Raw genomic sequence first — 19,277 nt, forward strand, 5'->3', positions numbered from 1 at the left:
TGCACGGGTGACGCACAGTTCGCCTGAAGCTATCCAACGGTGCCCTTCGCTTGGATCTTGAGCAGTGGCTCCTGGAACCGCAGCAAGCGCCCGGCATTACCTAACACTAGCAGAGTGCTGAGATTGTGCAGCAGCGCAGCGATCATCGCCCCCGCCGCCCCCAGCCAGCCGAAGGCGGCAAAGGCAACGATGGCCAGCGTCCAGCCCAAGCCAATGATCACATTGACCTGCAACGTGCGCCGACACTGGCGACTCAGTCGCACGCAGGTGCCGAGACGCCGCAGGTCGCTGCCAATCAGCACGATGTCTGCCGACGCCAGGGCAATGTCCGCACCGCCCGCGCCCATGGCGACGCCCACCACCCCGGCCTTGAGGGCCAGAGAATCGTTGATGCCATCGCCTACCACCATGGGGCGGAACCCATGGTCGATTTCCGCCATGACCCGCTTGAGTTTGTCTTCCGGCAAGGCCTGGGCTTGCACGTCGCCGATGCCGACATCCCGGGCCAGGGTCGCGGCCACGCTCTGGCGGTCGCCGGTCAACAACAACTGACGGCCCAGGCCCAACTCCCGCAGTTCGGCCATGGCCACCTGTGCCTCCGGCTTGACGCTGTCGGCCAACAGCAGCCAGGCGAGGAATTGCCCGTCCAGGGCCAGGCCGGCAATCGGGCCGTCGTGCTCAGGGACCGCCGAGGTTTGAATGCCCAGCTGTGCAAACAACTCCGGCCGACCAAGCGCCGCTTCGCCCTGGGCGGTCATCGCGACCACCCCCAACCCCTGACGCTCGCGAATGTCCGTCAGTGCCAGGCAATTGTCCTGCTCCACCAACCCTGCCAAGGCACGACTGACTGGATGACTGCTGGCCGAACCCAGGCTGGCGGCCAACGGCAGCAGCAACGATGCGTGAGCATCCTGGGCACGGTCGATGGATTGCAGGCGCAGGACGCCATAGGTCAAGGTGCCGGTCTTGTCGACCACCAACGAAGTCAAATCCGCCAGTTCTTCCAGGAACGCCGAACTGCGAATCAGGATCCCGTGGCGCGCCGCCACGGCGATCCCGGCAATGGCAGTGGCCGGCGCCGACAACACCAACGCGCAAGGACACGCGGCCACCAGTACTGCCAGCATCGCCTGGGCATCGTTGGTCACGAACCAGGTCACTGCCGCCAACAGCAACACCAATACCAGATAACTGCCGGCGTAGCGTTCCAACAAGCGGGTGATGGGTGGCTTGGAGCGTTCGGCGTTTTGCATCAGGGCGATGACTTTGCCCAGGGTGGATTCTTCACCGGTGCGGGTCACCTCCAGGCGCAGCAGGCCATCGAGGTTGATCGCGCCACCAAAGACTTCCGTGCCGACCACCGCCTCCAGCGGCACCGACTCACCGGTGATGGGCGCGGTGTCGAGGCTGGCCTGGCCGGACAGCACTCGACCATCGGCCGGCACCCGGTCACCGGCGCGCACCTCCACGACATCGCCAGGCTGGAGCGTCGCGTTGTCGACATCGATGATCGAGCCGTCGGCCTGTACCTTGCGACCTTGGCTGCGGGTCAGTTGGCCGAGGGCATGGATCGCCTCCTGGGAACCGATGACACTGCGCTCTTCCAGCACATGGCCGAAGATCATGATGATCGGCAGCAACGCCGCCGTCAGCAGATCGCCGGTGGCCCAGGCGCCAAGCATCGCCAGGGCGATCAGTTGGTCAGTGATCCCGTGCAGGCTTGGATAGCGCAAGCTGTACCAGGCCGAGCGCATCACCGGCACCGCCACCAGCAGCGAGGCGAACCCCAATAGCAGCTGGCTGACACCACCCTGCTCCGGCGACCAGCCGCGCCAGGCCAGGCCCAGGGCGAGCAAACCGAGGGCGAGCATCGCCAGGGTCAATTGCCGAGCGGCGATGCGTTGCTCGGTCGAGGACAACATCGGTACAGCAGGCGTTTGAGCGGTCATTGGCCGGCTCCCTGGATGATCAGGCGGGAATCGTCTTTCGGGTCGACCGTGGTCACCGAACCGGCCTGACGAAGGATGGCGGGCATGCGTTCGCGATACAGGCGCAGCAGCATCTGTGGATCGCTGCCTTGGGTCTTCGCCAGGCCGAGCACCGTGGCCGTGTCGGCCGACGCCTTGGCGAGCCGTTCGCTGGCCTGGGCATGGGCGACTTGCACGGCACGATCAGCGTCCTGACGAGCGGCCTGGGTGAGTTTTTCGGCTTCGGTGCGCGCGTTCGCCACAGCTTTATCGGCCTGCTGGCTGGCGGTCAGGACCGCGTTGAACGCACTCACCGCCGGCCCGGGCAGACTCGATTGCACGTCGACCCGCACCACTTCGATGCCCAGCCCCTGCCCTGTCGCCGCCAGGTCAGCCAGGCGTCGGTTAAGTCCCTGCACCAGATCGCCCCGCAAGCGTTCGCGGCGCTCGGCGGCCTGGTTGTCACTGCCCATCAGTTCGGGACGAGCCACCAGAATCGTGTCCAGGTCCCGGGCTGCAGTCAGCGCCACGGCACTGCGGGTCGCCAGTCGGTCCAGTGCCGGCAGCACATGTTCACCTTGCAAGACGAAAGCGTAAGGGTCGGTGACTTTGTAGAACACCCGCACATCCAGTTGCACCACGCCAGCATCACCGGTCAATAAATAACCAGAACCGGCCAACGCATCGCTGACCGGCGTGGCGAAACTGGCCACACGATCAGCCTGCAAAGCCGCGTCCGAGCGCAGTAGATTTTCCACCCGCCGCTCAAGCACCCGATCCGCTGCCGGCAGTAGAATCACTTGTTCCACAGGACGCGGCCACGCCAACAAGAGGCCGGCATTCTGGATGCGATCCAAGGCACCAAAGTGCAGCACCACTGCACGATTCTGCGGATCGATTTGCCGCACGTTGGAGAACACCCAGGCCAAAGCCGCCAGCACCGTGACGGCGTAAAGTGCCAGAAACGCCAAGCGACTGGCCTGGATCCACGGACTGGATAACTCATTTGTTCCACGTGGAACCACACTCATGGTTGTGTTCCACCCTTGCCTTCCATAGAAGCAGGACCGTCCACCAGGACACGGAATGGCGCGGCGTCGGTACGCAAAATCAGCTTGGTACCTGGGCTGACGATGGTGCCCAAGGTGTCCAGCGAACGGAGCAGATTGTAGAGCTGGGGAGAACCGGCGTACGCCCGGCCATAAATCTCGGCGGCTTCTACCCGGGACTGCGCTTCGATATCCGCGGCTTTCACCGTGGCATCAGCTTGCACGACGCGGGCATCACGTTCCGCGGCGGAGCGAATCTGCGCCGCTTCGCGCTTGCCGATGGCAGTGCGTTCGGTGGCAATGGTTTCGCGCTCGGCCCGCATGCGATCCACCGTTGCGGTCAGCGTCACCGAGGGCAAGGTCAGACGTTCGATACCGACTTGCAACACTCGCACGCCGTAAGTGGTGAGCAACTGTTGATCAATCTGCTGACGCAGTTGGGCTTCGAAATCGGCGATGCGCACTTGGCTGGCATCGGTGTTGACCAGGTTCGCCAGATCAAAACTGGCGGCCGTGGTTTCCAGCGCCGAGCCGACAAATGTGCGGATCTGCCGTGCCGCTTCGTCCGGTTGGTTCTGCACCGCGCGCATGAAACGCTGTACGTTGTCCGGGTCACCCTGCACCTGCCAGGCCACGTAGGCCTGGACAATGATCCGCAGTCCGTCGCGGGTTCCGACATCCTGCAGGCCGCTGGAGGTGGTGCGCAATCGCAGGTCCACCGGGATCGCCGCCTCGAACGGCGCCGGCCAGCGCCACCCCAGGCCGGGTTGCAGCAGCACCCGGGCCGGATTGCCGAAACGGGTGATGACCGTGGCCTCCCCCGAGCGCACTTGCACCAGGCTCGCGGCCGCGACGGCAAATGCCACCAGCAGCACCGCCCAGCCCATCCGCCGCCAAGGAAACGGCCCGGCCTGCTGCGGGTCGCCGTGATGGTGGTGATGATGGCCATGGTGATGACCGGCATGGCCGTGATCGTGACCGGCGTGGTCGTGGTGACCGTGTGAAGGGGACTGGCTCAATGGGCAGCTCCTGGCGGGACAGGGTTACGCGGCGACGCGGGGTCGGCCGGCAGCGTGAAGGTACGCAAGTCGATGGTCGGTGCGTTGCTGCTACCGCCCAGGCGATGATCGAGAATCAGCAACTGGGCATTGCCGAGGCCCTGGCTCAGTTGGCTCAAGTAATGTTCCAGGACAAAAGCGTGCCCCGCGGTGGCGTAGGCTTTGCGGTCGGCGTTGAAGCGCAAATCGGCAGCTTGGGCGGTTGCGTTGATTTCCCGCGCAGTGGCAGTGGCCTGGTCATGGGCGATGCTGACCTGCAATTGCGCCTGGTTGGTCTGTTCCGCCGCCGCGCCACGCTCCCGAGCGATCAAGGCCTGGGCACCGATCTGGGCCGCCTGCACACCGTGGTAGGCATTGGCCGCACCGGCCGGCGGATGAATCGCCTCCACCACCGTTGCCAGGATTTCCACCCCGCTGTCGAGGGACTGCAAGTCCGCCTGAACGGCGCGACCGATTTCGTCGGCCAGGCTCACACGGTCCGCGCCCAGCAAACCATCCAACGTACGCGAAGCGAACTCATGCACCAGGATGCGGCTGGCGGTGCTGCGGATCAGCGTCGGCACATCGGCGCTGTTGTAAGTCGCCGCCAGCGCCGCGGCATCCGTCAGGCCGATGCGATAGACAAAGCGCACATCCATGTTGACGATCTGGAAGCTCTGCTGGTCGGCACGACGGCTGGCAATGACCTGGGATTTGTCGTTCACATGACTGGCGTCCCACAACCGATTGGCGATTGCCGGCGCCGGCCCCTCCGCCGGTTCGGCCTCGGCCACCGCGCGACTATCCGTAACGCTGGTCGCCAGTTCATGCACCACGCCATTCTCGACATTGAGTACCCTGCCCCACGGCCAAGGCAAGGCGGCGTGCAGGCCAGGGCCGAATACTTCCACCGGTTTACCGAAGCGCTCATAAATGCCCCGCCCCTGCAACGGCACTTCGTGCAAGCCCGTCAACAACCAGCCCACCAAGGCCACCAACGCCAACACCGGCAAAAAAGCCCGGCGCATGTAGCTGAAGGCCCAGATCTGGCGAAGGTCGATGCCGAAACGGTTATGCAGTTCATGTTGCAAAGCCAGCCAGGGTTGCGGCGGCCAGCGCAGCAGATCGGCAATGACACTGCGGCCTAGCAGCGTCGGCTCAAGGGTGTCCCGGCGGGGGCTGAACAACGACAGCACCGCGCGCAGCAACAACTCCGCCGCCACCAGCCCCGGCAACAACCCCATCAACACCGCCAGGCGCATCGGCCAGATGGACGTTTCTGCGGCGAACAACAAGCACAAGGCGCCGAGCACCAGCACGATGATCGCCACCCGCGTCAGTTGCGCCAGCGCTGGCGCTTCCGGCCATTCCACGGGGGACTGCTGGGCCAATTGCCGCTCGAACACCAATAACCCGAACGCCAACAACAACGATAGCACCGCCCCCACACTGGCCGAGACGCCAAGGGCGGCAGCCGGCAATTGCAAGTTCCAGGCTTGCTCCAGGCTTAGCAATACCAGCACGGCCCAACCGGCCAGCCACAACGCAGGCGCCCCGATTTGCTTGAGCACGCCGACTGAACGGGCACCGATGCGGTCCAGCAGTCGCTCATACCAACCCAGGTTATCAACAGGCTCGTTTTCCGCCGGCAGGTTATCCACAGCCGGCAACAGCGCCTTGCTGCGCCATTGCGTCACCCACCAGGCGGATTGCAAGCCCGCCACCAGCACCAACAGTCCCGCACCTTGGCTGACCAGCAAGGCCGGCCACAGCGATTGCGGCGAAAACACCCCGATAAAAAACGCCAGGACCAGGCCCAAGCCCGCCACGCTTCCCAAGGCGTAGGCGATCCGCTTCAAGCGGTGCCCTTGAAACGACGCTCGCTGGAAACGCGGCCATTCGGCCACTTGCGCCCCCTCGATATCTAGATCGACTTGCATACCACCCCAGCTTTCGTGGCGATCAAAATCCGGGCCCGTGGACAGATGCCACCGACGCTCTGTTATAGGCCGTTACCTTATAACGATTGCTGTGAAATTTCCGTTTTGAATTCTTCATGACAAGGCCCAGACCGACCTCTTGACTTAAGCCTTGACCGAAATCTCTGGAAACGCTCATATTACGTGCATAATTTTTTATCAGGCCAAGCGGGAGAACAGTGATGAGCAACTACGACGTGGTCATTCTGGGCGGCGGCCCCGGCGGGTATAACGCGGCGATTCGGGCCGGACAGTTGGGTTTGAAGGCTGCTTGTGTCGAGGGCCGAGCCACCCTGGGCGGCACTTGCCTGAACGTCGGTTGCATGCCCTCCAAGGCGCTGCTGCACGCCTCGGAACTGTACGAAGCGGCCACGGGAGCGGAGTTCGCCAACCTGGGCATTGAAGTCAGCCCCACCCTCAATCTTGCGCAAATGATGAAGCAGAAAGACGAAAGCGTGACGGGCCTGACCAAGGGCATCGAGTTTCTGTTTCGCAAGAACAAGGTCGACTGGATCAAAGGCTGGGGCCACATCGACGGGCCGGGCAAGGTGACCGTCACCGCGGACGATGGTAACAAGACCGAACTGAACGCCAAGGACATCGTCATCGCCACCGGCTCGGAACCCATGCCGCTGCCAGGCGTGGCCATCGATAACCAGCGCATCCTCGACTCCACCGGCGCCTTGTCCCTGGGTGAGGTGCCCCGGCATCTGGTGGTGATCGGCGCAGGCGTCATCGGCCTCGAACTGGGTTCGGTCTGGCGGCGCCTGGGCGCCCAGGTGACTGTGGTGGAATACCTCGATCGCATCTGCCCGGGCGTGGACGGCGAAGCCGGCAAGACCCTGCAACGGGCCTTGGCTAAACAAGGCATCCAGTTCAAGTTGAGTTCGAAGGTCACCGGCGCCATTCCCTCGGCCAGTGGCGTGCAATTGCAGATCGAACCGGCCGCAGGCGGCGAAGCACAGACCCTGGACGCCGATTACGTGCTGGTCGCCATCGGCCGTCGGCCCTACACGCAAGGGCTGGGGCTGGAGAACGTCGGGTTGAGCACCGATAAACGCGGCATGCTCGCCAACCAGCGTCACCGCACTGAAGCACCCGGCGTCTGGGTGATTGGCGACGTGACGGCCGGCCCCATGCTGGCCCACAAGGCCGAAGACGAAGCCATGGCCTGCATCGAACAGATCGCCGGCAAAGCCGCCGAGGTCAACTACGCGCTGATCCCCAGCGTCATCTACACCCGTCCGGAACTGGCCAGCGTCGGCAAGACCGAGGAGCAGCTCAAGGCCGAAGGCCGCGCCTACAAGGTCGGCAAGTTTCCGTTCACGGCCAATAGCCGGGCCAAGATCAACCACGAGACCGAAGGGTTCGCCAAGGTCCTGGCCGATGAACACACCGATGAAATCCTTGGCGTGCACCTGGTGGGCCCAAGCGTCAGTGAAATGATCGGTGAATACTGCGTGGCCATGGAGTTCAGCGCCTCGGCCGAGGACATCGCCCTGACCTGCCACCCGCACCCTACCCGCTCGGAAGCGTTGCGCCAGGCGGCCATGAATGTGGAGGGGATGGCGACGCAGATGTAGGAACACGCCCCACTGGCGATAACACCCGCCCCTGTGGGAGCGAGCTCGCGATGGCGGCATTACAGGCGCTACAAGGGCGTATGTGATGTCCTCATCGCGAGCAAGCTCGCTCCCAAGAGGGTTCTTTATCTCAGGAGGCCGACATCCGCGCCTTGCGCCGGCGCCGACTGATCAGCCCCAACCCCAACGCTACCACCAACACGACCCCACCCACTTCCAGCCAAACCTTGTAAGGTCGCAGCGCCGAGCGGATCGGGTCCAGGGCCTGGGTCACGTAGCGTTTGTTCGCCGTGCTGAAATCCGGTTGCTGGCATTGATGACCAAAATCCCCGGCCCAATCCACGTACGGGCCTTCCTTCACATAGCGCTGATACAACGCGCTTTGCTCCTCAAGGCTGGAGTTGTACCCCACCGCTTTGCACAGCACCGCCGCGAACGCCTGGCTGGTATGGGGCAGATAATCCGCCGCCTGGCTCGCCAGCGCCGCGGCGACAAACCGATAGTGATAACGCATGTCCGGCTGCGCGGCGCTGGCCTGCTGGCGTTGCACTTCACCTTCGGCCACCAGCGGCCCGACGCTCAGCTCGACCGGTTCCAGGCTGTAATTGCCGCCCAGGCTGGCGTAATCCGGTGCCATCTCATAGCCGAGCAGCTCCATGCCCCAGTTGCGCGCCATCCCGGACGCATGGAAATACGCCTCGGCCCGCCGGGTTGGCCACCATTTGGACTCCGCGTCCTGGCGCAATTGCCCATAGGCACGGGCCTTGTTCTGCAGGTCGGCGTTATCGAAATAAGCCGGCGCCTCCTCAAAGCGCCCTTCCCTCAACAAACGACGGCCCAGCAGATTGCGCAGGCTCGCGGCCACCGGTAGCGGCACATAGTTGTCCCGATCCTCCTGGCTCAACGCCGGTGGGGCCGGGACTTGGGCATCGACGTACTGTTTGAGCTCATCCACCGTGAGCACGCGCTCAGCCACTGCGGCAGCGTCGTACCAATAGTTGCTCTGGCCGCGATAGAGCTGATCGAAAGCTTGCAGATAATCACCGCGCTGCAAGGCCAGGATCGCGCTTTCACCTTCGACCCGGCATTTGGGTTGCACCGATTCGTAATTCCAATCCGGTGTGCGCCGGCTGCCCCAGGATTCATCGTTCGGAAATGCCTGGGCCGCCTTGGCATAAGCCGCCGCCGCGGCCACCTTGTCGCCGTCGCGCAAGGCCAGCTTGGCGCGCACCCACCAGGCCAGGCCTGTGTCGGGAGCCTTCTGCACAAACGCCTGGGCGCTGGCGTAGTCGCCATGCTGGTAACTCACCGCCGCCAGACGGTCGGCATCGTCCAGGTTGTCCCGGGCGTTGGCCTGCAGCAGTTTGACCAGCCTTTTCTCGCCCGAGGGCTCTTCACCGTCCCACCAGCCGATGCGGCTGAGCAGGTAGGCGGTGACCAGTCGCTGCACCGACTTGGTCTTGAGCAGTTCACTCAAGCGTTCATCCGACTGGACACTCAAATCACCGGCCAATTGCAGCAACGAGCTGTAGCCGACCGGGGATCCTTGCAGGTTCTGGATCGCGTACAGGCCGATGGCGCTGTCCCAGTCGTCGGCGGTGTAGGCCACCCGGGCTTCTTCGCCCAGGCTGGCGATGCCCAGTTCCAGTGGATCGCTGAAGCCGGCAATGCTCATTTCCCGGGCCTGGCGAAACGCTGCTCGCGCCTGATCCCGCAAGGCCACAGGGTCGCCGCTGCCCGCCTCGGTACTCACGGCGAACAAGGCCCGTCCAAGGGAGTACGCGGCCCAGGTGCTGCGCAACCGACGCTGGTCAGCCGGTAACGCCAACAGTTGCTGGAAGGCTTCCACGGCACGCTGATGCTCGCCGACGTTAAAAGCCGCCGCGCCGAGCGCATACAGGCGCAGCTCACCCGGCAGATTAGCCGCTTCAGCCGCCACCTGGTCGATATCGGTCAGCGCCCGCAAGCGCTCCACCACCGCTTGTTGCGGCGGGGTCAAGCCAATCCGCTCGGCCTGGTTGCGTTGCTCAACGTAGGAAGGCAGGTCGTCATAGCTGTAGTCCGGGTTGCGCGTCGCCTCGGTGGCCGGCTTGAGCCCGGCAAGCGCCTGGCCGAGGCGGCTGACCTCGAAGCGAAAGCTGCCTTCGGGTAATTCCGCCAGCGTCTGGGCGCGGTTATCCAGCAGGCGCATCGGGAAATCCGGCCCGCAGGCCAGCGCCGGAGCCAGCGGCAGGCACAGGCTCAGGCACAGCAGGTGACGAGGCCACTTACGGGTAAACATTGAAACCTCCTTGGTCGATTTTCGTACAGCGCGCCCAGCCGATTGCCCGTTGGGCGCCGGCAGCCAAGCGACCTTCCTGAATGCGGGTGAAGGTAAGCAGTCCGGGGGCTTGTTGCAACGTATAACCGGCCAAGGCATCGACGCCGTCACACGCGCCAACAGCCAGCGTCAGGCGCTGGGGCCAAGGGCTGTCGAGATTGCCCTGGTTGACCAGGCGGATATCGTACAAACCGCTCTGCTCCTTCCACTGCAACGCCAGGCGACTGTCCAGGGGATCGCCCCGGGCGACGGCACCGAGTGTGGTCAGGCTCCAGGCTCGTCGGTCGCCGGCCAGGGGCAGGCGAAACCAGATCAGCCCGGCGAGATGGTGCGGCGGATCAGCCCGCAAATCCGCCGCCAGCCCGGCCACTTGCCGCGGGTCGGCCAGCAGCTCCCGACGCTCGCCACCGCGATCGATCGGCACTTCGCTTTCCACCACCGGCACGCCGCTCTCCTGGGTCAGCAGCGCCACGCCGTAGGCCGGCAGGGCCAGATAGAACGGCCGCGTGGTGACATCGCTCCAGCGTTGCGCCCAGTGCCGGGCCTGTTTCGGATCGAACAGCCCTTGCCGTGGATCACTCACCGCGTGGACCTGCAGCACGCTGCTGTCCACCGCTTCCAACACCCCCGGCAAGGCGGGGCTGTCGAGCCAGGCCGGTAGCGCCGTGATGCTGAGCCGCAGGTTGGCCGGCAAGATGTGCCGCAGTTGGCCGAGGAAGTTTCCATAGGCCGGCAGCCGTGCATTGCCGGCATCGTGGTCGATCTCCACCCCTATCGGGGTCAGACCTTGGGCTTGCCAATCACCCAACACTTGCTGGATTTGCGCGATGACCTCGTCCTGGTCCAGGGCCTTGAGTTGGCCGTCCAGGCGAATCACGGCGATCAGCGGACGGCCGTCCGCCTTGAGCAGGGCCGGATCGATCCGTGCACGGCGCCAGCCCGCCCCGGGAAAAGCCTGCAATGCCAGTACCCGCAGCGTGGAAAAGTCACCCTGGCTTTGGCGCAGCGCCAGTGCGTGGGCCGGCGTCCATTGGCGTTGCCAGATATAGAGTTGTTGATCGAGGGCCGGGGCCGGGGATTGTTCGCAGCCTCCCAAAAGCAACGTGGCGAGGGCCAGGGTTAGTCGGAAAAGAAAAATCATGAAGCCTTACCACCCCGAAAAAGTGCGCAGATTAACGCCGTGCACATAATTGTGGGAGCGAGCTTGCTCGCGATAGCGGTGTGTCAGCCAACCTACATGCTGCTGATCCAACGCTATCGCGAGCAAGCTCGCTCCCACAGGGTTGGTTGCTTCAACAGCGCCATCAAGGCTTACGCGCAATAATCACCTGACTCTTGGCCACCACCGCATCCAGCGCCTGCTTGATCTGCGGGCCACGCGGCGAGTTCAGCACCGCTTGCCAGGTGTCGGCCCAATGATTGAGCAACGGGTGGTCGGCGTTGCTGAAATCGACCTTGGCCTCCCAGAACAACAGCATCCACAGTGACCAATAGAACCCGTATTGACTGTGGCTCAACACCTCCAGCCCGGCCTCGCTGACCATCGCCTTGAACTGTTCTTCGCTGATGATGCGAATGTGGTTGGGCTTGCGGAAGTACTCCGGCGCGGCGATGTCCTTTTGCAGGTCTTCGGAGCTGGGGTGCGGCACGCTCAGCAGGTACAGCGCGCCGGGCTGGCCGACCCGTACCAGTTCGGCGAGGAACTGCGCCGGGTCGTCGACGTGCTCGATCACTTCGGTGGACACCACTCGGGTGGCCGTGGCATCGGCAATCGGCAGCGGGTTGCAGTCGGTCACATGGCACTCGACGCCGCGCGCAGGGGTGTCGCTCAAGCGCTGGCGAGTGGCTTCGACCTTGGTCGCGTCGATGTCGGCGATGATGATCTTCGCCCCGCGCATCCCACAAAAATGCACGTTACCGCCATCGCCGCAGCCCACGTCCAGCAGCGTGTCTTCAGGCGTCACCGGGAAACCCGTGAACAGTTCGCCGGTTTGCTGGTTGAACCAGCCGCTGAGCATCGCATCGTGCAACCCGAGCATATACGGGTCGACTTTCTCGGCGACCGGCTCGGCAGGCGCGGGCGTGCCCGTGGTGAGTTTCTTCAAAAGGCTCAGCATGACGGGGCTCCAGAGACAGGTAGGACAGTTCGGGCGGCGGACAGGCGTTCAACCAACTGGGCGCCACGATTGCGCATGGGCATTTCGACCCAGCGGTAGTTGAGCTCGCTCAACAGTGCGATCAGCAACAACGCACAGGCCAAAGCCGGCCAGGGATGGCTTGCCGGGTCCGGCGACCCCAACGGGGCGAAACGAAACCACAACTCGCGCAACAGGAAAAACACCGGAATGTGGATCAGGTAGATCCCATAGGAACGGCTGCCCACCCAGGTCAGCGCCGTTTTCAATCGGCCGCGGGGCAACAGGTAATCCCGATCATAAGAGGCCACCCAGACCAGCACGGCACTGAGCATGGCAATGACCCCAAGACGGTAGAACGACAAATTGAAGTGCTCGGTCGCGATCCAGGCCATCACGCTGCCAAGGCCCAGCACCAGCAGCACACCCAGGGGCGGGCGGCGCAGCCACGTGGGCTCGAAGCGCCAGTAGCTGGACCGCAGGCTCCAGATGGACAACAACACACCCAGCGCCAAGGCATCGGTACGAATCACCGACAGCCACAGCGCCCGCCAGGTGAAAAACTGCACCAGCACCACCGCCAGCAGCACCCACACCAGGTAGCGACGCGAAACGAACACCAGCAACGGCAGGATCAGATAGAACTGCTCTTCCAGCGACAGCGTCCAGTACACGAAGCTCGCGCCGTATTCATACTGCATGAACGCATCGGCAAAACGCAGGTTGGCGAATTGCAGGAAACCGGCCAGGGTCGCCTGCAGGTTGGCCTGCACGCTGCCGAACGCGCCGGAACGGTTGAGGAAGAACACCGCGAACAACACCAGCAACAGCCAGAGCCAGGCCGACGGCAACAGGCGAAACGCCCGGCGAATCCAGAATTCCCGGGTGACCGCCCAGAATTCCCGGGGGCTGTCGCAGCGACGCAATTGCGGGATCAGGCTGCGCCCGATGACGAACCCGGATATCGCGAAGAACAGATCCACGCCCCACCACAGCTGGAAACTCTCGGCCAGGGCCGCCAGACGCGGCCATCCGCCAGGAAACGGCATGCCTTGCAGGTGATGGAACAGCACGCCGATCACCGCAACGGCACGCAGCAACTCGATGTCCATGATCCGCTTGCTGCTCATGAAGTACTCCCGGAAGAAGGATCGGGTTTGCGGGCAATGATGACCTGGCTCTTGGGCATGAACCGGTCCAGCACCTGCTTGATCGCCAAGCCGTCGGGTTGCGTCAGCACGTCCTGCCAGAGACTCGCCCAACGCTCCATCAACGCTGGATACGGCGCCTGGATACGGTCGCGCACGGCACCCTCGAGTTCCCGGCCAGCCGCCCGTTCGCTGGCCCAGAAGAAAATCATGCCCATGACCCAGAAAAATCCGCTGGCCTGGCGATGCTCGATCACCAGGCCGGCGTCCTCCACCAGCGCGGCGAATCGTTCGGCACTGAAAATCTGCACGTGGTTGGGCGCTTGAAAGTAGCCCGGCGGTGCGATGCCTTGCTGCAAATGCTCCCCCACCGAGGCCGGCACGCTGAGCAGATACTGCGCCCCGGGCCGGCCCATGCGCACCAGTTCGGCCATGAACGGCGCGGGCTCATGGATATGTTCGAGCACTTCCATGCAGACGATCTTGTTCGCGCAGCCATCGGCCAGGGGCAGCGGCAGGCTGTTGCTGACCAGGCCCAGGAACGGCGCGGCGGCCTGGGCTTCGACTTGGCGGGCCAGGTCGCGCACCTTGTCCTGTTCGCTGTCGGTAAAGATCACGGACGCGCCCTGGCGCATCGCAAACAGCGTCGCCACACCTTCGCCGCAGCCGACATCCAGCAAGGTATCGTCGGCCGTGATGGCAAAGCCCTTGAGCAATTCGCCGGTTTCACTGCGAAACCAGCCGTCGAGCATCGCGTCGTAGAGGCCGGCATCCCGGGGCGAAACGGCAACCGCTGGCGGTGGCGACGGCTCCACCACTGGCCTACGCCCGGCCAGCCATCGCCGGATCATGGTTGCGCCGCGTTCCGGCGCCGCTCGGACAGTTGTTCAAAAAACGTCCGCAAACGCTGCTCGGCATTGGCCTGGCTGCAGAACTTCTCCAGGCTGCGCACGGCGTGGGCCGACATGCGGCGATAACGCTCGGGATCGGTTTTGGCCACGTCATAACTGGCGCGATAGGCCGAGCACAGTGAGTCCCAATCGGTGACATAACGCAGGGTCCGATACGCCGCCCGCGGATCGTGGGGCCAGGCGGTCAATTCCTCGGTCGAATCCACTATGAAGGCGTTTTCGTAGTCGATGTAGTCGGCCATCGCCGTGTTCAGGGGCGCAATCGCAGGACGGCCGCAGGACATGAACTCCATCAGCGGCAGGCACTGCCCTTCGCCATAGGAACTGTTGACCACGTACCGGGTGGCTTCCACCAGCCGTTCGTAGTCCGCGTCTGCCAGGTAACCGTGAATCAGTACGACGCGGCAGCGGTACGACTGGTTCTTGTAGACGTGATGGAGCATGTCGGTGAGGGCGGCGGTGACATCGTGATGCGTCAGCTTGAGTACCAGGGTCGCGTCGGGAACATCGCGGAACGTCGCGCAAAAGGCGCTGATCATGTCCTTCCAGTTCTTGCGCCCGTCGTAAGGATTGAAGACGGAGGTATAGATCACACCGTCCAGCAGCAACTCGCAATCCTCGGCCGGGCCGTCCAGCACCAGCGGCGTGCCGGCCTGATGCGCCGGTGGGCCATAAGGCCGCAGGTCCGTGGTGCGGCTGTCGATCAGCAGGCCCCGCAATTGCAGACGCATGTGCTCCACCGTCGGCCGCTGGGCCAGCATCGCGCCGCGAGCGGCAAAACGGTCCCATACCGGCGCCGCGATGGCGGCGATGGGGAAGTCCGCGCCCATCACCTCGCGAACGGTGTTGACGGTGAAGCTGGAATGGGTGATCGCCATGCCGGTTGCGCCCAGGACCACCCGCCAATCGTGCCGGGGTTCGCCCTGCCAGCTTTCGGTGGGGATGGTGCTGAACTCCCAGGCGAACACTGGAATTGTCGGGCAGGCGTAGTGGGCGGCGGTGCGATGAGGGGGGGAAAACGACAGGAATACGCAATCCTCGCCACGCCCCAGGCACTCGGCGTACAGCTGATCGACCTCTTCGTCAGGCCGAGTCACTTCGACGACCCGCCCCAACCGCCCCAGCACCGGGCGAAACTCCTTGAGCACGAAGTAATAGCTGTACTCGGGCTTGCCGAGGTTTTCCAGAATGTTGCTCTGGTTGGTTTCCGAATAAATGATGATCAACATGAGGCGGCACCTGCCTGGACCGCCAGCGGCAGCCCTTCGTCACAGCCTGGCCCAGCCAGGAAATCCGCCAGGCGCCGCTGCACCGGGGCGAATGCGCAATAGCCGCGCATCCGCTCGTTCGCGGCAACGGCCATGGCCTGGTAGGCCTGCGGCTGGTGCTTGGCCATGGCGTAGCTCTGCTGGTAGGCGAGTTTCAATGAACCCCAATCGGGCCGATGGCGCAGGGTGCGATACAAAATGCGTGAGTCTTCCGGCCAGATGGTCGGTTCGCGGCTGGACTTGACGATAAAAGCCACCTCGGCGTCGATGTAATCGCGCATCGCCGTGTGGTCCGGCGCGATGACCGGGCGTGCACAGGACATGAACTCCATCAACGGCAGGCACAGACCTTCGCAGCGGGACGCGTTCACGTAGAAACTCGCCGCGCCGTACAGCCGGGCGAATTGTTCGTCCTCCAGGTAACCGTGCATCACCACCACCCGGCAACTGAACGGCGACAGCTGGGACAGCAGCGTCAGCAACTCGACGTAGTAGGTCGACAGATCGTTCTGGGTCATTTTCAGCACCAGCGTGGCGTCCTCGACGTCGCGCAAGGCCCAACAGAAGGCGGTGATCAACTGATGCCAGTTCTTGCGACCGTCATCGGGGTTGAACACACTGACGTACACCACACCGCTGACGTCGATCTCCACCACCTGGCTGGTGTCCGGCAGAACGGCCTGGGGATGTTTCGGTGGCGCCGGCTCAGGGACAGGTTCTGGAACAGGCTCCACGGCTGCCGGCGCCGGTGCCTGCCCCCTCAGGATCCTGCTGATGGCAACGCGTACCGGTACGGGTACCAGGTCGCGGACCGCCTCGCGATACCAGCACAGCAGGTTGTGCTTGCACAGCCACACGGGGCCCTGCTCGGTCTTGCCGGTGAAGGCGCGGATCACTTCACGCAGGTAATGGCGGGAAATGAATGCACGCCGCCGCCAAGTCAGGAGGGGCGGCTCGATGATCGGTTCTGGTTCCGGTTCTGGTTCCGGCACTGCTTCGATGATCGGCGCGATCAAACCATCGGCCGACAGCCCGAGGGGTCGGCTGTCGATGATGCAGCCCTTGATCTGCAAGGTCGTTCCCGGGTTGACCGGCAGGCTCGGATATTGCTCCCGAACCGCCGCGAAACGCTCCCACAGCGGTGTGGGCAGTACCAATACCGGGAAGTCCTCGCCCAAGGTCCGACGGATCGCCTCGGCCGTGTGGCTGGACAAGGTAATCACCCGGCCATGACGGGCCAGCGTGCGGCTCCAGTCATGCCGCAGGTCGTCGTCCCAGTGCTCGGCCGGGATCGAATCGAACTCCCAGGCCACCACGCAGACCATCGGGCAAAGCAGGTCCAACGGCGTCTTGTGCGGGGGTGAAAACGAAAGGAACAAGCAGTCCTGCCCGGCCTGCCGCAATGTCTGGTACAGCGGATCGACCTCGGCGACCGACGACACCACATGCACCGGCCCCAGGCTTTCCAGCACGGGACGATAGGCCTTGAGCACGAAGTAATAGCTGTACTCAGGGCGGCCAAGGCTCTGGCTGATGGAGTGATCGTTTACGTCCGAGTAAAGAATGAAATTCATGGCATCCCATCATGGCGCCGCCATCCTGGCAGCCCAACTTCATGACGGTCGAATCACGCATCGAGTCGGCCCGGGGGCCGCACGCGTCGTTCATCTTGCTACCCGTCTCGTTCTTGTTTTTTTAAGGTCCGCCCCTGGAGTCTATCTTGAAGATCGAAACCAGGGACAGCGTGACGAGGGGCATTCTAAACACATCCGCCAAGGGTTCGTGAACCGCTCGACGTGAATAAACCCGCTATAAATATGAGAACTGACCAGTCACGGTTCGCGCTGTTGAAATTGCTGCGAAATTGGCACAGATTGGCAGCCAAACAACTACAACAAACGCTTCTCTAGGCTGAGAGTTGAGGTGATTTTTCCGCGATCTTACGGAAATTTCCCACTCAGTTCGCAATAGACGAAGCAACCGTCAAGGGGGCTGGTGCTTGAAAAAACGTCTGTTCGTTACGGGCCTCAGCGGTTTCGTTGGACGTCACCTCAAATCTCGACTGAACGGTCATGATTCGGCGTGGCAGGTGATGCCTGTCGCCGCGCGCTATGACCTGACGGACGCCAAGACCCTGGAGGGCCTCTGGCCCGAGCTTCCCGACGCCGTGATCCATCTGGCGGGCCAGACCTTTGTCCCTGAAGCCTTCCGCGATCCGGCGCGCACCCTGCACATCAACCTGATGGGCACCTTGAACCTGCTCCAGGCCCTCAAGGCCCGGGGTTTCACCGGGACGTTCCTGTATGTCAGCTCCGGTGATGTCTATGGCCAGGTCGGCGAAGACCACCTACCGATTACCGAACTGCAACCGCCCGCCCCGCGCAACCCGTATGCCGTGAGCAAGTTGTCGGCCGAACTGCTGAGCCTGCAATGGGGCATGAGCGAAGGCTGGCCGGTGCTGGTGGCCCGCCCGTTCAATCACATCGGTCCCGGCCAGAAGGACAGCTTCGTCATCGCCAGTGCCGCCCGGCAAATCAGCCGGATCAAGCTGGGCCTGCAACCGGCCCGGCTGCAGGTGGGCGATATCGACGTGACCCGCGACTTCCTCGATGTCGGCGATGTGCTTTCGGCCTACCTGGCCCTGCTGGACAAAGGCGCCCCGGGGCAGGTCTACAACATCTGCTCGGGGCGCGAGCAGAGCATTCGCAGCCTGATCGAACAACTGGGCGACATCGCCCAGGTCGATGTGCAACTGATCCAGGACCCTGCGCGACTTCGCCGCGCAGAACAGCGTCGCGTCTGTGGTAGCCCAGCCAAGCTACGACAGGCCACCGGATGGACGCCCGAAACAACAACACAACAATCCTTGCGGGCGATCCTGTCCGACTGGGAGATACGGGTACAACAAGAATGAAAAGTGCACTGATCACAGGGATCACCGGCCAGGACGGCGCGTATCTGGCCAAGTTGCTGCTCGACAAGGGTTACAAGGTCCACGGCCTGGTGGCGCGACGAAGCAGCGACTCGCGCTGGCGGCTGCGAGAGATGGGCATCGAACAGGACATCGTTTACCTGGACGGTGACATGGCCGATGCCTGCTCGGTGCAACGGGCGGTGATCAAGTCGGCGCCGGACGAGGTATATAACCTGGCCGCGCAAAGTTTCGTCGCGGCCTCCTGGGACCAACCGGTGACCACCGGCATCGTCGACGGGCTGGGGGTTACCCACCTGCTCGAAGCCATTCGCCAGTTCAGTGTGCAGACCCGCTTCTACCAAGCCTCCACCAGCGAAATGTTCGGCCTGATCCAGGCCGAGCAACAGGACGAGCACACCCCGTTTTATCCGCGCAGCCCCTATGGCGTGGCGAAACTGTACGGCCACTGGATCACCGTCAACTACCGGGAAAGCTTCGGCCTGCATGCCAGCAGCGGCATCCTGTTCAACCACGAATCACCGTTGCGTGGCATCGAGTTCGTGACTCGCAAGGTCACCGATGCCGCTGCGCGCATCAAGCAGGGCAAGCAGCAGGAATTGCGCCTGGGCAATATCGACGCCAAGCGCGACTGGGGCTTTGCCGGCGATTACGTCGAGGCCATGTGGCTGATGCTGCAACAGGACAACCCCGACGATTACGTGGTGGCCACCGGCGTCACCACCACCGTGCGCGAGATGTGCAGGATTGCCTTCGAGCACGTGGGCCTGGATTACCGTGACTTCGTCAAGATCGACCCGGCGTTTTTCCGCCCGGCCGAAGTCGAGGTGTTGCTTGGCAACCCGGCCAAGGCACAACGCGTCCTGGGCTGGAAACCCCGGACCGACCTCGACACCCTGATCCGCATGATGATGGATGCGGACATGAAACGCGTCGCCAAGGAGTAGG

General features: G+C 63.5%; 14 protein-coding genes. 3 read left to right on the forward strand and 11 right to left on the reverse strand.

Translation table 11 applies throughout. The annotated features are described in order from the left end of the window. Positions 1-29: 29 nt before the first annotated feature. The 4 genes from AC515T_RS28820 to hflK (AC515T_RS28835) are packed head-to-tail and all read right to left on the reverse strand — an operon-like array spanning position 30 to position 5,993. The gene (locus AC515T_RS28820; RefSeq protein ID WP_496530912.1) at positions 30-1,949 is read right to left on the reverse strand and encodes a heavy metal translocating P-type ATPase; all 1,920 of its coding nucleotides are present in this window, start codon (positions 1,947-1,949) and stop codon (positions 30-32) included. Then, positions 1,946-2,998 carry a protease modulator HflK gene (hflK, locus tag AC515T_RS28825; protein WP_496530913.1) on the reverse strand — a complete coding sequence of 351 codons (1,053 nt, stop codon included), beginning with the start codon at positions 2,996-2,998 and terminating at the stop codon, positions 1,946-1,948. The genes AC515T_RS28820 and hflK (AC515T_RS28825) overlap by 4 nt, the downstream gene beginning before the upstream one ends. Next, entirely contained in the window at positions 2,995-4,035 is a 1,041-nt protein-coding gene (gene hflC / locus AC515T_RS28830; RefSeq protein WP_496530914.1) for a protease modulator HflC, read from the reverse strand. Before hflC ends, hflK (AC515T_RS28825) begins: the two co-directional genes overlap by 4 nt. Beyond that, on the reverse strand, positions 4,032-5,993 hold the full coding sequence (hflK, locus tag AC515T_RS28835; protein ID WP_496530915.1) for a protease modulator HflK: 1,962 nt from the start codon (positions 5,991-5,993) through the stop codon (positions 4,032-4,034). Before hflK (AC515T_RS28835) ends, hflC begins: the two co-directional genes overlap by 4 nt. A 221-nt stretch (positions 5,994-6,214) precedes the next feature. Between hflK (AC515T_RS28835) and lpdA the strand changes: the two genes are divergently transcribed. Continuing rightward, positions 6,215-7,615 (forward strand): dihydrolipoyl dehydrogenase, encoded by a 1,401-nt coding sequence (gene lpdA, locus AC515T_RS28840; RefSeq protein ID WP_496530916.1) that lies wholly within the window; start codon positions 6,215-6,217, stop codon positions 7,613-7,615. 130 nt (positions 7,616-7,745) lie between these two features. Here the strand turns inward: lpdA and AC515T_RS28845 are convergent, their stop codons facing one another. The 7 genes from AC515T_RS28845 to AC515T_RS28875 all read right to left on the reverse strand — a co-directional run bounded on the left by AC515T_RS28845 (position 7,746) and on the right by AC515T_RS28875 (position 16,971). After that, positions 7,746-9,896, reverse strand: coding sequence for a hypothetical protein (locus AC515T_RS28845; RefSeq protein ID WP_496530917.1), 2,151 nt, complete (start codon positions 9,894-9,896; stop codon positions 7,746-7,748). Beyond that, entirely contained in the window at positions 9,883-11,076 is a 1,194-nt protein-coding gene (locus AC515T_RS28850; protein WP_496530918.1) for a DUF3142 domain-containing protein, read from the reverse strand. Before AC515T_RS28850 ends, AC515T_RS28845 begins: the two co-directional genes overlap by 14 nt. Before the next feature lie 163 nt (positions 11,077-11,239). Beyond that, complete coding sequence (locus AC515T_RS28855) at positions 11,240-12,052, reverse strand: class I SAM-dependent methyltransferase (protein ID WP_496530919.1); 813 nt, start codon at positions 12,050-12,052, stop codon at positions 11,240-11,242. Next, entirely contained in the window at positions 12,046-13,200 is a 1,155-nt protein-coding gene (locus tag AC515T_RS28860; RefSeq protein WP_496530920.1) for an acyltransferase family protein, read from the reverse strand. Before AC515T_RS28860 ends, AC515T_RS28855 begins: the two co-directional genes overlap by 7 nt. Continuing rightward, positions 13,197-14,069, reverse strand: a complete 873-nt coding sequence (locus AC515T_RS28865; RefSeq protein WP_496530921.1) for a class I SAM-dependent methyltransferase — start codon at positions 14,067-14,069, stop codon at positions 13,197-13,199. Before AC515T_RS28865 ends, AC515T_RS28860 begins: the two co-directional genes overlap by 4 nt. After that, positions 14,066-15,358 (reverse strand): glycosyltransferase, encoded by a 1,293-nt coding sequence (locus AC515T_RS28870; RefSeq protein ID WP_496530922.1) that lies wholly within the window; start codon positions 15,356-15,358, stop codon positions 14,066-14,068. Before AC515T_RS28870 ends, AC515T_RS28865 begins: the two co-directional genes overlap by 4 nt. After that, positions 15,352-16,971, reverse strand: a complete 1,620-nt coding sequence (locus AC515T_RS28875; protein ID WP_496530923.1) for a glycosyltransferase — start codon at positions 16,969-16,971, stop codon at positions 15,352-15,354. The genes AC515T_RS28870 and AC515T_RS28875 overlap by 7 nt, the downstream gene beginning before the upstream one ends. Before the next feature lie 425 nt (positions 16,972-17,396). On the opposite strand from AC515T_RS28875, the gene AC515T_RS28880 reads away from it, so the two are divergent. Together AC515T_RS28880 and gmd are read left to right on the forward strand one after the other, a co-directional pair. Further along, on the forward strand, positions 17,397-18,311 hold the full coding sequence (locus AC515T_RS28880; protein WP_496530924.1) for a GDP-mannose 4,6-dehydratase: 915 nt from the start codon (positions 17,397-17,399) through the stop codon (positions 18,309-18,311). Then, entirely contained in the window at positions 18,308-19,276 is a 969-nt protein-coding gene (gene gmd / locus AC515T_RS28885) for a GDP-mannose 4,6-dehydratase (protein ID WP_496530925.1), read from the forward strand. The genes AC515T_RS28880 and gmd overlap by 4 nt, the downstream gene beginning before the upstream one ends. Position 19,277 lies beyond the last annotated feature (1 nt).

The organism is Pseudomonas sp. FSO-7, assembly GCF_059579345.1.

Excerpts from the sequence above, each read along its gene's own strand:
- AC515T_RS28870 (WP_496530922.1), bottom strand. The coding sequence starts at position 15,358 with ATGTTGATCATCATTTATTCGGAAACCAACCAGAGCAACATTCTGGAA.
- AC515T_RS28860 (WP_496530920.1), bottom strand. The coding sequence starts at position 13,200 with ATGAGCAGCAAGCGGATCATGGACATCGAGTTGCTGCGTGCCGTTGCG.
- gmd (WP_496530925.1), top strand. The coding sequence starts at position 18,308 with ATGAAAAGTGCACTGATCACAGGGATCACCGGCCAGGACGGCGCGTAT.
- AC515T_RS28845 (WP_496530917.1), bottom strand. The coding sequence starts at position 9,896 with ATGTTTACCCGTAAGTGGCCTCGTCACCTGCTGTGCCTGAGCCTGTGC.
- AC515T_RS28865 (WP_496530921.1), bottom strand. The coding sequence starts at position 14,069 with ATGATCCGGCGATGGCTGGCCGGGCGTAGGCCAGTGGTGGAGCCGTCG.
- lpdA (WP_496530916.1), top strand. The coding sequence starts at position 6,215 with ATGAGCAACTACGACGTGGTCATTCTGGGCGGCGGCCCCGGCGGGTAT.
- AC515T_RS28855 (WP_496530919.1), bottom strand. The coding sequence starts at position 12,052 with ATGCTGAGCCTTTTGAAGAAACTCACCACGGGCACGCCCGCGCCTGCC.
- hflK (WP_496530913.1), bottom strand. The coding sequence starts at position 2,998 with ATGAGTGTGGTTCCACGTGGAACAAATGAGTTATCCAGTCCGTGGATC.
- hflK (WP_496530915.1), bottom strand. The coding sequence starts at position 5,993 with ATGCAAGTCGATCTAGATATCGAGGGGGCGCAAGTGGCCGAATGGCCG.
- AC515T_RS28850 (WP_496530918.1), bottom strand. The coding sequence starts at position 11,076 with ATGATTTTTCTTTTCCGACTAACCCTGGCCCTCGCCACGTTGCTTTTG.
- AC515T_RS28875 (WP_496530923.1), bottom strand. The coding sequence starts at position 16,971 with ATGAATTTCATTCTTTACTCGGACGTAAACGATCACTCCATCAGCCAG.
- AC515T_RS28820 (WP_496530912.1), bottom strand. The coding sequence starts at position 1,949 with ATGACCGCTCAAACGCCTGCTGTACCGATGTTGTCCTCGACCGAGCAA.